12 protein-coding genes are annotated in these 14,637 nt (G+C 26.4%); all 12 read right to left on the bottom strand.

Annotated features, from left to right (window positions below; translation table 11 throughout):
* Window positions 1-19: 19 nt before the first annotated feature.
* The 12 genes from IC758_RS12415 to IC758_RS12470 all read right to left on the bottom strand — a co-directional run bounded on the left by IC758_RS12415 (window position 20) and on the right by IC758_RS12470 (window position 14,636).
* Window positions 20-388, bottom strand: a complete 369-nt coding sequence (locus tag IC758_RS12415) for a hypothetical protein (protein ID WP_227851567.1) — start codon at window positions 386-388, stop codon at window positions 20-22.
* Window positions 381-1,451, bottom strand: coding sequence for a hypothetical protein (locus tag IC758_RS12420; RefSeq protein WP_227851566.1), 1,071 nt, complete (start codon window positions 1,449-1,451; stop codon window positions 381-383). The genes IC758_RS12415 and IC758_RS12420 overlap by 8 nt, the downstream gene beginning before the upstream one ends.
* 1 nt (window position 1,452) lies before the next feature.
* Window positions 1,453-1,941, bottom strand: a complete 489-nt coding sequence (locus IC758_RS12425) for a hypothetical protein (RefSeq protein ID WP_227824082.1) — start codon at window positions 1,939-1,941, stop codon at window positions 1,453-1,455.
* 21 nt (window positions 1,942-1,962) lie between these two features.
* Entirely contained in the window at window positions 1,963-3,096 is a 1,134-nt protein-coding gene (locus IC758_RS12430) for a peptidoglycan-binding domain-containing protein (protein WP_227845665.1), read from the bottom strand.
* Window positions 3,077-3,694, bottom strand: a complete 618-nt coding sequence (locus tag IC758_RS12435) for a hypothetical protein (RefSeq protein ID WP_227824084.1) — start codon at window positions 3,692-3,694, stop codon at window positions 3,077-3,079. Before IC758_RS12435 ends, IC758_RS12430 begins: the two co-directional genes overlap by 20 nt.
* Window positions 3,695-3,840: 146 nt before the next feature.
* Entirely contained in the window at window positions 3,841-4,533 is a 693-nt protein-coding gene (locus IC758_RS12440) for a hypothetical protein (protein WP_227860503.1), read from the bottom strand.
* A gap of 49 nt (window positions 4,534-4,582) precedes the next feature.
* Window positions 4,583-6,889 (bottom strand): phage tail protein, encoded by a 2,307-nt coding sequence (locus IC758_RS12445; RefSeq protein WP_227860504.1) that lies wholly within the window; start codon window positions 6,887-6,889, stop codon window positions 4,583-4,585.
* A gap of 72 nt (window positions 6,890-6,961) precedes the next feature.
* Window positions 6,962-7,567, bottom strand: a complete 606-nt coding sequence (locus tag IC758_RS12450; RefSeq protein ID WP_227824087.1) for a hypothetical protein — start codon at window positions 7,565-7,567, stop codon at window positions 6,962-6,964.
* 4 nt (window positions 7,568-7,571) lie between these two features.
* Window positions 7,572-9,083, bottom strand: a complete 1,512-nt coding sequence (locus IC758_RS12455) for a hypothetical protein (RefSeq protein WP_227860505.1) — start codon at window positions 9,081-9,083, stop codon at window positions 7,572-7,574.
* 207 nt (window positions 9,084-9,290) lie between these two features.
* Window positions 9,291-10,787: a hypothetical protein gene (locus tag IC758_RS12460; protein ID WP_227835393.1), complete on the bottom strand. Its 1,497-nt coding sequence runs from the start codon at window positions 10,785-10,787 to the stop codon at window positions 9,291-9,293.
* Window positions 10,775-12,802 carry a discoidin domain-containing protein gene (locus tag IC758_RS12465; protein WP_227835392.1) on the bottom strand — a complete coding sequence of 676 codons (2,028 nt, stop codon included), beginning with the start codon at window positions 12,800-12,802 and terminating at the stop codon, window positions 10,775-10,777. The genes IC758_RS12460 and IC758_RS12465 overlap by 13 nt, the downstream gene beginning before the upstream one ends.
* Window position 12,803: 1 nt before the next feature.
* On the bottom strand, window positions 12,804-14,636 hold the full coding sequence (locus IC758_RS12470; RefSeq protein ID WP_227835391.1) for a hypothetical protein: 1,833 nt from the start codon (window positions 14,634-14,636) through the stop codon (window positions 12,804-12,806).
* Window position 14,637: the final 1 nt, after the last annotated feature.

Raw genomic sequence — 14,637 nt, forward strand, 5'->3', positions numbered from 1 at the left:
CACAAGCACTTTTATAAATTCACTCAATTATTTTAGATATTACACTTTCAATTTCCTCGCTTGTTATGTCTTTTCTATCGTCTTGTATTGTAGTTCTTATGTTTAAATTTTTTATATTTTTAAATAGATTCTTTATAATTTTTTCACCATAATCTATATCAGTATCTAAAGGAGATTGAGCAGATATTTTCATATTTAATACTTCACTATTATTTGTAAAAATATCATCTTCTACTATGTTATCTTTACTTTCTAAGTTACAATATTCATCATTTAATTTAGAGTTGATATTATTGAAAGATGCTTTAGCTTTTATTCTTCTCCCTAATAAAAATTTTTCATATTCTTCTTTATAAAAGGCTTCTTCAATATTATTTAAATTATTCATTTATAATATCTCCAATCATTTTTAACATCTTTATTTTAAATTTTTCAAGTCTGTTTTCATAAAAATTCAAATCTATATTTGATTCTTTTCCACCTAGAATATAGTCTATATCAATATTTTTATATCCTGCTCCATTTAAAATATCTCTTATTTGTAAATGAAGTTTTGATATATCGTCGTTATAATTCTTCAAATTTTCATTAACATAGAAATCGCTTATCTTAGAATTTTTTCTATTTGTACTATTTATGATATTATCTTTATTTCTTATGTAATCTCTCTTTTTATCTTTTATATGTTTTGAATTAGTAATATTATCCTTATCATTTTTATTCTCTATTTTAAAAAAATCTAAATTTGCATATTTAGTTCCTATATTTAATTTTTGTACATTTCTACACCTTAATACTTTTAGCTTTTCTGGATTATCCCATCTTGTATTTGAGAATTTATTAGAATCCAAACGATAATTTTTAGATTTTATGTAATTATTTTCTAGGTTTTCCTTATTTAAATTATTTATGTCATTCTGATTATTCATATACTCTTTATTAGACTTATTATTTGGATAATCTTTGTCATATTCAAGGTTCACATCTACGCCTCTTAATTTAAGAATATATTCAGACTTAGCTGTCATTTCCATAAGCTTTTCATAATCCCAGTCTCGTATTTCTTTAAGAGAAATTTCTGGAAATGCTGCTTTTACAAATAATTTACTCTGTTCTAAAAAAGAATTAAGCTTACTTCTACTTTCCTCAAAACAATCTATTATTGAACTTTCATCTAAAATATGAGATTCATAAACTATTCTTTTAGATATTTCATCTGCCAATCCTGCTATTGGACTTTTTGAAAAAACAAATTTATCAGGATATATTAATGCAGATTGGCATATAAAATCATTAAACTCTTCATATGTATCAGAAATAATACCAGCTTTTATGTATATATTTAAATTAATTAATTTAAATATATATTCATGTGTACTAAACTTAATATGAATTAACTTTTTATATCCTGTTTTTTCTTTTATATTTATAATATCTTTTATTAAAAGCATACTATATTACCTCTATTGTAAATTCTTTTGTAAATCCTGATTTTTCCATAATTACTTCAGAATATGAAGTTGGTAAACCTGCTAAGGACTTAGTAGTATCTTTCCAATTATACTCTTCTGGCCATAATGTAACTGTTTGACATATAATTTCTTCACGTTCTAAAGTGTCAATATTTTGAATAGATAATAACTGCTTATATTCAAATCTGTTAATCGTTCTAAATATAAACCTTTTATTTAAAATATCAATCATATAAATATCATAACCAGACCACTTCTTTTTCCATGCTTGTACTTGAATTGTTCCTGGTCCTCCTTCAAATAATGGAGTGTCTTCTAGCCCTAAACCTTGAAATTCTTCATTTTTACTGTCCTCACTAAAAACATCTGCATATAAATCAATTTCGTCTATATTTTTTCCATATTGAGATTCTAAGTCCAGCTTGGCCTGTTTTGCTAATAATTCTATTTCTTTTTCATCATAATTCATTTACTCACCTCCAAGTACTATTTAATTATTAGTTTCAATTACATCCTTTGCTATGAATTCGTATATATCGTATATAGGATTTCCTGTTGTATCTATTTCTTGACTTACTGATACAGGTGATACTCCTATTATTTTTCTATATTTTTCTTTTTTATCTCCATATATAAGACTTATCGAAAAATTATTTTTTCTAAGCGTATTTATATTATTAGGATTAAAGGAAGGTTGATAGTCTGAATTTTCTAAGTCATATTTCAGCTTATTTTCTTTGTAATTGTAATCATCTATTAAATTATCTATCAAGTTGTAATCACATTCTAATTCATCATAAACAAAAGAATTTATAGCTTTTAAATTACAATCTGATTTATACTGATTTTCTTCTTGCATATCTTTAATACAGATTTCTTTTTCATTATTCTTCAAAATAATGATGTTATAATTAGAATATAATTTTTTAAATATTAAATTCCAAGTCTTTTCACATAACCTTCCTGTAGGTATAATTCCACTTTCTTTTTGAAAAGCCTTAACCATATCAAATGTACATACACAATAATGACCGTATTTTAATTCACTAAAGCTTAGCTCCTTATACATATATCCCATATACACTAGAGCTGTTTGTACAGAGTGTACTCTAATATCGTATTTACTTCCAAAATCAACATAAAATAGTGACTTATCATAAAGAAATGATACATTATTGTCATCTAAATTACATTTATTTTTATATAAGAAGTTATCATCATATTTACATATATAATTATCATTTAGATTTCTTAAATCATATCCATATATCCAATCTGGTATATATATTTTTTCTTCTTTATTTAAAATAAAGTCGTCACAGATACTTATATTTTGTTCTAAACAATTAGATGTATCTGAGAGAGCATTACTAACAGGAACTTTTATATATCCTAATACTATTCTATTTCCTACAGCTATATCATCAAATACCCTAGATGTATATCCATAGATAGGTTTACTTTGCTCTTTGACATAAAATTTTATTGCAGATATCTGTTTATTATGTCTTCCATTTATATAAATTAATACATCAGAACTTCCATAAAACTCTTCTTTATATGTACTATAATCTCTCTTATTTACTTCTTTTTTATCTATAGTATCAAAGTTTAAATTTGTCATATTTAACGCCTTTCAAATTACTTTTTTTAGAATATTCATATCCCTCAATAGTAAAATCATAAGAAAACACTGAATTCGAGAATACATTTGAACTACTTGTATTATTTGATACTGTTTTATCACTTGATAAACTCATAAAATCATTTAAATCTGTTGCTACAAAGTGAATTGTATTTTTTATAAAAATATCATTTATAGAAATAATCTGACTATCATTGATAATATCTATGCCATATATCATCATTTGTGTGACATATTTATATTCATTTAGAGATACTATCATTACATCAAATAGAGGCAATTCGTCTGAACTAATCTTCTTTTTATTAGATAAAGCTGAAATCTTATTTGTCAAATCACTTATTAGATTCTGATTTATTAAAGTAAATTCCATTTTTCCAGAAATCACCTTAGGTCCTCTAGTATATCCAGATACTTTTGTATTTCCTATTGATGTTACTGGCTTTTTATTTCTTTGAATTGAGTATGATATACTTGTTAAACTACCTAAAAGAATGGGCTTAGATTCTGGAAATAAAACAAATGCGAGAGAATCTGTACTTGAAAATGCTTTGTAAAAAGTATTATCTAAATCCATTTTACTTTACCTCTCTTTTGTGATTTATATTTAGAAAAACCACATGTAGCTTTTAAATACATAAAATACACCTGTAAATATTTACTACATGAGGCCTTATAATTTTTTACTTTTATCTATTTACATCTTTTATTTTATGTTTTATTTTAATTTTCTTCTTTTGAATATACACCTTGTATAAGTGGTGATATTTTTCTAGCTCTATAATTTAACTTTTTCTCTAAAACAATTGTATCAATAGAGATCTCACTAGATTCATCTATTATATCAACATCATATATCTTTTGAAATGCACATTGACCTTGCTCATTTCCAAAGGTCATTGTTATATCAAATGGTGGTAAAGAATCTAAATAAATTATTCTATTATCCCTTATTGGGCTAAAGCCATTAGGTATTTCAAAATTTTCGTCACTTACTTTAGGATTACTTTCATTATACTTAGATTTACTATCCATGTTTCTACTTAAATTTATAGCATCTTGTGCTGTTATATTCCACTTCAACATCTCTACTGCATTTATAAAGTTTTCTTCTTCTGTTATAGCTAATTTTCCTGATGTTGTAAATATTGTAGATTCTGATGATTTTAAAACGCTTTTCATAGATTTAATTAGAGAATCTTGGTCAAACATAGCAAATACTAAGGAACCTTTAATCTCTCTTTTACCTCTTGAAAAACTTCTTGCATCTGAGCTTCCTAATGTGTATACTGGTTTTTTTTCACGTTCTATACTCCACGATATTTTTTGTAATTCTCCAATAACTTGATTTGCAAAGCTTACAACCAAATCAGCACCAGAAAATGATGTTAGTGTGTTTATATTCGGACTTGACATAACGATATCTCCTAACTATTAAATATAAACGAATGGTTTTCTTCCGTTTTTATTTTTTTAGACCTACTATAGTAGTTATTTTTCTAAGTTCTTGTGGTGCTACTATACCAACTTCCAACTTAGCTTGTCCTAATATTAAATCTTGTTGTGTTGCTATTAGATTGAAACTATAATCTAATATAACTCCTTGTAATAATAATGCATCTAGTCTTTTTGCAATTGTTGCACTTAGTGCATTTCTCTGTTCTATTGTATTTGCTTCCCCTATAAATGGGTCTGCCACTTCCCTTATATTATCAGTTACTACTCTCATAACTTTTAATGTAGATAATTTTGAATATACACTATCTTTCTTCGCAGATGTTGGAGCATCTACTACAAAAACCTTATTTAAGCAAGTTCTACCCTTTAATTTTTTAGAGTTGAATGAAACCAATTTGTTCCCTGTTATATCATTTAATTGTGCATTTGAAAAAGAATATTTTAGTGATTTCACACCACTTAATATCTTATTTGTTGGAGATGAATGTGGTAAAATACTTGTATTGAACGCAGCATAAAGTACTGCTGGATTTCCTTCTCTAAGCGAACTTACCTTATGTTCCACTATAGGTGTAGGACCTGCAACTACTGATATAAACTTTCCAAGGTCTATAAAGTTCCCCTGACCATCAGTAATTATAGTACCTTTATCATCCTTCATTAAAAATTCATTACTGTATTGTGTTAAATATTTAGAGTGTGATTGGACACCTGATAGAGATGTATCTTTTAATGGATTCATTGCTATTACACCATATGTAGATTTATTTCTATAGGATAACACTGCACAGAATAAAGCAAGTTCATATGCAAAATCTTGATGTCTGTCAAATAGTTTATCATCAGCATAAACACCTAAAGGAACTATCCAATCTACATTATAATTTTCAAGCAATTGATAAGCACCTTGTTTTACTATGTATCCATTTCTATCTCTTTCTCCTGATAATGCCTTAAACATATCTTCTTTATTCATATCTAAACCATTAGAACCGCCTATAAAATATGTAGCTGATTTTATTAAATCTTTTGTAAGTTCTTCTGGTGTATCCGTTTCTGCAAAATATGTTGTCTGTAAATTGTTTATTGCATCTACTAATGCTCCAAAAGTTAAGTAGTCAAGAGTTGATAATATTAAAGGTTCTTCACCAATACTCATTTTAGATTCTGGCTTAATGATTTTTACATATTTTCCTATATAATTGCCAAAAGTGTCTCTCAAATCTTCTACTTTTACTTGACCTAAATTATACATATCTCCAGCAAACTTAGATTTTAATCTTATCTTTCTTTCTATCTTCTCTTTAACTGGCATATAATAACTTACGGATACTACTTGTCCCATTTGAAAACATTCTTTTTTAAGAGTTATAGTTTTTGACTTTTTATCTATTGAAAAAGAATTTGAATCTAATACTTTACTTCCTCCAACATATAATGTAAGTGTTCCATCTACTGGAGTATTACTTAAAAGTAGTTTTTGACTTGATGTGGCAGTCATAAAAATATTTCCATCTACTTGAGTTTCTATTTCTTCTCCTACAACTTCTACCCTATAACTTACAACTACTCTTTCTCCTTCATCTAAAGATGGTATTGTTATGACATTATCATTCATTTCAATATACTTATCTATAGATTTCCCATCATAAGTAACTACTATAGCAGCGCCATTTGGAATATTAGATAAAAAAATCTTTTTATCACGATTCAAAGTTAAATATTCTGGTTTCTGTTCAACCCAATATCTATAATTATAAGCTATTGAAACAGGTACACCTGCATCACAAGCATTTTTTTCTATTGATATGCTTTTAAGAAATTCATTATATACAAATCCAGAGAGTAGTTCTTTTCCTTTTACATAAACTCTAATTGAACTTGCAATAATCCCTTTTCCACTTAGTTTTATATCAGTTTTCTCACATCCTTGAGTAACTGATAAGTCCTCATCTATCTTTTTATTTTTTTCAACAACTTGAGATGGTGCACTTATATTTGACGTTGCGCATGTACCAGAGATTCTCATTACTCTTATATCTTGACATCCAGCATCTCTAGCTTGCTTATATGATTGAACTAATGTTGAACCATTTGGAATTCCATTTAAATTAGTGTCTGAACCAAATAGTAATTCTATAGAAGAATCATCTATCGCTACAGGCTCCATTACTGGTCCATCAACTGCTGTCCCAAGTAACAACATACTATCAGTGTTATATTCATCCAAACCAAATCTAAGTGCAGAACCACCATCTTTAAATTCGACTAACATTCCTGGAAGATTAGGATACATATTTCCTAAGTTTGCCATAAAGGTTTTTCCCCCTTTAAATTTTGTAGATATTATAGACTTTATACCAAGTGGAATTTATACTATTCTTGGCTAAATTCTATCCTTTACAGAAAATTTCATTTCTATATTTTTAAGTTTATTTACATTTAAAGTTTTTACTTTTTCTAATCGTATAAAATATTCAGATGTTTTAACTGAAGTATTTTCATCAAAACTTATGTTATCTTCAGTTGAGATTTCTTTTAAAAAGAAAATATCCCCAAGACCTTTTTTCTTTAGAAATCCTGTGTAAGATGTTATTATGTCCTCAAAAGCTTCCATAAGTCTTCTACATTCTTTTTGTGTTTTAGCTATAAATCTAAATTCTAGTATGCAATCAAAACTTTGTCTATACACTTTAATTACTTTACCTGTTTTTTCTTTATTTTCATCTAATTCATCAATTATATCAGTCAACATTGGCTTATAACTCTTACCTTTAGATATTTCTCTTAATTTTACACAGTAATTTATTTGTGGCAGTATAATTTTATCTGTCTCATCTTTTTTTATTGTTTCAAAGGAAATTACTCCCCAATTATCTTCTAATTCTGTTTTTAAAATATATTCTAGTATTTCTTCTATCTTTTCAAAGTTATTAATGTATTCTTTAGTTATAAATATATTTTTATTATTTTGAATAGATTCTGTATTCACTTTTTCACCTACCTATACTCAAACCACTATAGGTTTTAACATACTCTAACATATATACTGTCTTTAAACTTAAGTCTAAATATAATTCTCCTGATTTACGTTTAGATAGTTCATTTATTATATATTCACTTATAAGTTCTCTCTCCCTTAATTCATCTAACAATTGTGTTAAGTTTTCTTTTAAATATCCAGATGATAACAAAGCATCTATATTTTCACCTATATATGAATATAACATCTTTTTTATGTAACACATGGTCAACTGAATCATTCTTACATTACATAAATACTTATATTCTGTATGCTCACTCATTGTAATTCCATTTGATACTACTACCCTTCTATGTAACTGACTAAATCTAAATGATACATATCCAAGTTCATTCATTTTTTCTATTGTTGAAGTATCAAAGGTATTAAATAGTGAAAATGATTCTGGAACTTCCTTATTTGTAGTATTTGCTATAATATCTAAACTTGCTACAAGGGGAGCATATACTATACTTGCATTTACAATGTTAGTACCATATGTGGTATATACATCTCCAGCTACTACACTTACCAATTGTTCATAATTTTTATCAAATTTTGATACTTCATTTACTTTTTTAAAATATTCCAGTATAGCAATATATTTTTTCTCATCTATCCAAATCTCATTAGTTAGATTAAGTCCAATAACACCATGAGTTATGATACCTGTTTTCATTTGAACTTTACAAAAATTAAGCAATTGTTCATAAAAAGTCAAGTATCGTTCTCCATCTTTAATAGTTAAATAGTCTCTTGTTAGGTCATAATATTTATCTATTTTTTCTCTGTCATCTGTAAATGTATCATCATAATATACTCCTAAAGGCATAATAATATCTACATCAAGTCCTTCTAAAATAGTATATGTACTATCTAAATTATTGTACATTATATTTTTGTTGCAATCTAATCCATTATATCCTCCACTAAGTTTATATGTACTTTGATTTACTTCAATTATAGAATCCTTTGTTTCTATATAAGAATCACAATAAATACTACAAATTATCATCCCTTTTAGCTTTTGAGAATCTTTATTTATAGCTTCTGATAAATCATACAAAGTAGGATAATTTTTATATGGATATTTTAATACATAATCCCCTAAATTTTTTGGATAGACTACCCGTAAGTCATCTTGATTTATCATTATTTCAATATCATTATATATTTCATTTGCATACTTTGATTTAATGTGTATACTGTTTTTTATTATTTCTCCATTAGCACATTTTACATCCAGATAAATTTCTGCATGTGCTCCTGTAACTTTACATAGATAAACTTTACAGTCTAATTTGGATTCTTTTATAATTTTATAGGCTTCAACTAAAGAACCTTTTTTCCCAAAGTTTGAATTCATGTGAGAAATTGAATTTATTTTTATTGGAGTGTTTACTGGTCCAAATTCTGAAGTTCCCAATAGATAGATATTTTTGCCATAGAATTCTTGTTCATTAAGCAAATTTTTTGATATGTTCATGATTATTTCTTTCCTTCTAATCATCTTTATTTTTTATAATTCTTCAAGATTAATTAAATACACTATATATCTTGACATTATTTAATATACTACCACTTATATTTATTTTGTAGATTTTAATTTATATTTTATTTGCAAATCACGATAATTATTTTTTACTTTAGATTTCCTTTTTTATACTTCATTCGCTTTAGTATTAATTATTTTTTATATAAATGATAATCCATAAGATATTAAATCAGAATTTTTATCTAATAAAAATTTTAATTTCGTATTTTTATTTACACTGACATAATCTTCAAGGTTTGCTTCAATGTAATTATTATTATTTAAGTATAATACAATACAATTATCCTTTATATTAGCGCAGACAATCATTCTATCTTTATTATGTTTGTTTTCAATGATAGTAGAGGTTATTGAATTGTTAAAAATAAGCAGCTTATCTTCGATAGGGAATGTATTTATTTCTATAGATGTTTCAAACTCATTTTCATCGGTTAAAGTAATCTTTAGTACATTTACTTTATTTAATTCAAAATCGTCTTTATTAAATGTATAATCTATATTTAGAGAATTATCTACAACATTTATTAATTCAGTAGAAATAAAAGTTTTGGAATTAGTTGTATTTATTATACTAACACTTACTTTAGGAATTTTTATTGATATATCTAAATTTATATTCGCTATACTAAAACAATTATCAAAATTTCCAAATTGATTTATTTCAAATGATGGAGAAACATATAAATGTTTAATAATCAATACTGGTCTAAACCCAAAAGTTGGACCTTTATTGTTGAAAGTATTGTTTGTTGAATAGTTTGTAAGGCTAGAGTATCCTCTAGTTATTATTTTAGAATTATCAGATGCTGATATAGAACTTGTAATACTACAAATATCCCAATTCCAAATAGTTTTGTCTCCTGGTGTTATTAGTCCATTTAAGTCTGAATTTACAATATACTTATCATATTCAGATAAACCATTATTATTGGAACCTCCAGTTAAGGATTGTATTTTTAAAATATTATGCTCATAAGATTGATTTTCTAGCTCATTACCATATATGAAACCTTTTTGATTTATCTCATCAAATGATAAATCTGGAATAACTTTGTCACAGATTAATATAGACTGTCTATCAGTGTGGCTAACACAAATAAAATTTATATCTTTACCAGTATAAAAGCTTGAAAATCCATCATAGTAACTGTAATTACATGGAATATATTCTCCAACTTCTAACTTATTAATGGTTTTGTTTCGTTCTAAAGCTAAATCAAGAATATATCCATCTGAATTTATATCTATACAGTCAATAGTTGCAAGACCCTCTTTAACTGGAGATATTACAACATCATGTATAGAATCTTCTAAATTACCTACATCAATGGCAAGTATTTGACCATTTGTTTGACCATATGTATTACAAATGTATTCAACTCCATCTATTACTAATTTAGTATTATTTTGAGGTCTATTTGTATTTCTATCTGATATAAGTCTTAACTTATTTCCATAAAATTTAAATTTATAGCTACTATCAATACTTTTAAGCCAAATACTTGACCCTCCATAAAATCCATTGAAATTCTCTTTTCCCCAAAATGTTCCTTTTATTATAGCTTGTATATTTGCTTCATCATATCTTTTCCATCCTGATTCTGGTTGAAGTAATTGTTCCCCTATAACAGCCATTCTGCATCACCACCTATAACTAATATTGGCCTAAATCCTACATTAGAAGCCGTATAGGCATTATTTATTATTCCATACCTTTTAGGACTACTATCATTTACGAATTGATCATTATATCCTCTAACAGCAATTGAGGTTCCATTTGGTCTTGTTCCCCATACATCTACAACTGATAAAATAGCAATGTTATCTGTTAAAGATGCAATATTTTTATAATTCCATATGTTATTGTCACCAGACTCTATTTTTCCATTTAAATTGCTTTTCCATATATATTTATCCCAATCATTATTAGTTGGCCAACCACCTTGATTTTTATTAATTGGACTTGGAGAGGATTTTTTATATTCATACTCTTTAAGCAGCTCTAACTCACCTACAGCTACATAACCTGTTGCTCCACTAAAATTAAATTGATAATATAAATATTCTACCTGAGAATTAAAATAATGGTAAGATACAGCTCTAGCATTTTGAGGAAAGCTTGATGACTCATATATTTTTTCAAACTTTTCGTTATCATTACTACCATACACGATACATAAATTAGGAGCTTGAGGGAATGAATCACTATTTCTATTAGTGAACATAAATCCATTTGAAATTATTTTTTCTTTTTTTGAAAATATTTTTATATATGAATTTGCTTCATTAGGACTATGCCAACAATCATTAGAGTCAATGTTTGTTTTATTAAATGCTTTATATGTAAGAAGTGCGTCACTAAGAGACCCACTTGCATAAAGTATATATTCATCAGTCTCATTTGCATTTAAAGCTTTTTTAGGAAAAGATACTGTTATATCATTATTGTAAGACACTCCTCCATCTGGTAAACACATAGAGAATTTTTTATAAAAAAAATCTAAACATTTTATAGCTACACATCCAGAGTTAGAATTTGAATTTGTTATTTTTATTCTATAATGATTATAAAAAATTTCATTTTTAAAGATATAATTTTTTATTTGATCATGTTTTGGAGCAGGATTTTCTTTGACTGTCTGTAAAATTATCCATGTCAATTCATCATTACTAGCCTCTATCGTCCATTCTGTTGCTGACTGTGGAAACTGTTCGTTATTTCCAAAGTGAAACTTATATGAGTTTATTCTTTGAGGTTTTCTTTTGAAACTAACTTGTAATATATGTGGATAGTTATATAATTCGCTGTGCCATCCTATTTTGTTACCAAATGCATTGTAAGCATGCCTATTTTCATATACACTACTTGCTTTTAAAATATATTCATCTGTTTCATCACTTTCACAAATATTTAGAGGAAACACTTTTTCTCTATAAAAGATATCTAAATTACCATTAATCTCATTCCAAGATATATTATTTTGTATATTTCTATCTGCTATTAATTTATTATCATCTACTTTAACAAAAAAGAATTTTCCATCTGGAGTTGAGCTTGATACATCCCTTGGAATTTCCTCACAGTTGCACTTTCCTAGTTCTGAAAAATCTCCTATTTTTCCAGCAGTAGAAGCAGTATATCTACAAGATATTATATCTCCTATCTCCATATCTTCTATTGATGTTCGTTGTGTCAATTTAGATTCTATTGGTGACAATATATGTCCACTTTCATCTATATCTATACAGTCAAAGAATAAATAAACAACAACACTATTTTTATTTATTGATATTTTAATATTATGTAGTTTATTATCTAGGTCTAATTTTTCATATACTATTTTAGAAAAATTCATAGCGTTACCAGTTCTTGTGCTAAATTGTTCAACTTTACCATCAAGATTAATATCAATTAAATCAGACCTATCGCTACATACGTCACACATTATTCTTACTTTTGAACCAATAAAACTAAAATTAATATCTGTTTCGTCATAAGGAACATTTCTAACATATGTACCTGTTCCACCATAACATGAACTCATAGGAACTCTTTTATACAATTCAGAATAGAATATATTTATACAATCATCATTATACCTTTTCCAACCTTCCTCTGGTTGAGGAAGGGCGTCTCCAACACTAGCCATACTATTCACCTTCTTTTTCTACTGTATCAAGCTTAGTATCTATATAATAGTTAGATGTATAATTAGCAGAAAGATTTAATTCTTTATCATATTTTAGTTGAATTTTTAAATCAGATAAGCTTAGATTTTTATTTATTAAATCTAGTTTGGGATTAACAGTTTCATTTATTATTTTTATCACTTCTTCTTTATTTATTGAATTTGTATCTTCATCAGTACCTTGTGATGGCAAAGGTATTAACTCAGCATTATCAAAAGAAAGATTTTTCTCATCTTCACAAATTATCTTATACGCATTTATAATAGTATCTTTGTCCATTAGTAAAAATAAATTAATATTATTAGAATTTATATCAAAAATAGAATTTATATTAAAAATACTATAATTGGTATTATCTATAGTATATATACCAATAATTGAGCCATCAGATTTTAATTTGACTTTCACACTTTTATATTCTTTATCAAAGGGTATATTATTAGTTACAACCACTTTAGCATATTGAATAATTCCTTCATAATGTTTAAACACATTTAGAGTTTTTGGTTCTGAAGTATAATTATTTTCATCTTCTATGATAATTTCTAAGATATTTAATCCATCTAATAAATTAGTATTAATTACATCTATATCCAAACTCCCTTCATTTACATCAAGTAAATTTGTATATAATATTTCTATATCTTTACTTTTATTAATTATTTTTACTTTTATTTTTGGTATATCTATTATTTTATCTAATGATATATTTTCTATATTTATAATGCCATTACATTCTCCAAAAATATAATTAATATCAAACTCTGGATAAAAGTATAATTTCTTAATAATTAGAACTGGTCTAAAGCCACTTGCATCATTCTTAGCAGACGTATTAACTATATTATATGAGTCTGAATTTGTACCACCTCTAATTGTTACCTTAGTATTATCTGAATCAGAAAAAGTATCCGTTATAGATGCTAAATTGTGATGCCATATATCTTTATCTCCAGCAGTAATTAAGTTATTTAAACTACTATTTAAAACGTATTTATCATATTCTGAATAGAAATAGTTATCATTAAATGGACTATCTGTAATTGACTTTATAGTACATAAATAATTTCCATAAGGTTGGCTTTCTAGTAAATTACCATAAATAAATCCTTTATTATTTATTTCATCAAAGCTTAAATTTGGAATTACTGTATCTGATATTAATATACTTTGGTTTAAATTATGTTCAACACAAATAAAATTTATTGATTTTCCTGTCCCAAAGTTTGAAAAACCATCTTCATAAGTGTAATCACAAGGTATATATTCTCCAATTTGAATATTTTGTATTAAGTTATTTTCTTCTAGTGTATGATGCAATAGAGATTCGCTTACATCTACATCAATTGCATCTAAAGCTAAATAATTATCTCCATAAGGAGCACTTGAAGGTGGCGGTGTTCCAAGTTCTATATATAGCTTAACAGTATGAACACTATCTGTTAAATCAAGCTTTTCAAAAAATAACATTTGATAAATATAATTAGGATGTATAAGATTTGATGTACATTGGCTAGCTATAAATTTTTCACCATCTATCTCTACTGTACACTTATCTGTATGAGAACCATCAGAACCAGGAACTATTAATCTTATTTTAGTACCAGTAAATCTAAATTCTAATATCCCATTTTCACCATGTCTATAATTTGTAATACATCCTGTATTGTTATAAGCAGTTGGAGCATTATTATTTATAGTCCACTTATTGACATATTTTATTCTACTGTCTGTGTTGTCATATCTTTTCCAACCTTGTTCTGGCTCTGGTAAAGTACTACCTACACTAGCCATA

The sequence above is a fragment of the Clostridioides sp. ES-W-0016-02 genome (assembly GCF_020641035.1).
Taxonomy (GTDB): domain Bacteria; phylum Bacillota; class Clostridia; order Peptostreptococcales; family Peptostreptococcaceae; genus Clostridioides.

Coding starts and splice junctions, on each gene's coding strand:
- IC758_RS12415 (WP_227851567.1), bottom strand. CDS start 388: ATGAATAATTTAAATAATATTGAAGAAGCCTTTTATAAAGAAGAATAT.
- IC758_RS12470 (WP_227835391.1), bottom strand. CDS start 14,636: ATGGCTAGTGTAGGTAGTACTTTACCAGAGCCAGAACAAGGTTGGAAA.
- IC758_RS12420 (WP_227851566.1), bottom strand. CDS start 1,451: ATGCTTTTAATAAAAGATATTATAAATATAAAAGAAAAAACAGGATAT.
- IC758_RS12435 (WP_227824084.1), bottom strand. CDS start 3,694: ATGGATTTAGATAATACTTTTTACAAAGCATTTTCAAGTACAGATTCT.
- IC758_RS12425 (WP_227824082.1), bottom strand. CDS start 1,941: ATGAATTATGATGAAAAAGAAATAGAATTATTAGCAAAACAGGCCAAG.
- IC758_RS12440 (WP_227860503.1), bottom strand. CDS start 4,533: ATGTCAAGTCCGAATATAAACACACTAACATCATTTTCTGGTGCTGAT.
- IC758_RS12445 (WP_227860504.1), bottom strand. CDS start 6,889: ATGGCAAACTTAGGAAATATGTATCCTAATCTTCCAGGAATGTTAGTC.
- IC758_RS12460 (WP_227835393.1), bottom strand. CDS start 10,787: ATGGCTGTTATAGGGGAACAATTACTTCAACCAGAATCAGGATGGAAA.
- IC758_RS12465 (WP_227835392.1), bottom strand. CDS start 12,802: ATGGCTAGTGTTGGAGACGCCCTTCCTCAACCAGAGGAAGGTTGGAAA.
- IC758_RS12455 (WP_227860505.1), bottom strand. CDS start 9,083: ATGAACATATCAAAAAATTTGCTTAATGAACAAGAATTCTATGGCAAA.
- IC758_RS12430 (WP_227845665.1), bottom strand. CDS start 3,096: ATGACAAATTTAAACTTTGATACTATAGATAAAAAAGAAGTAAATAAG.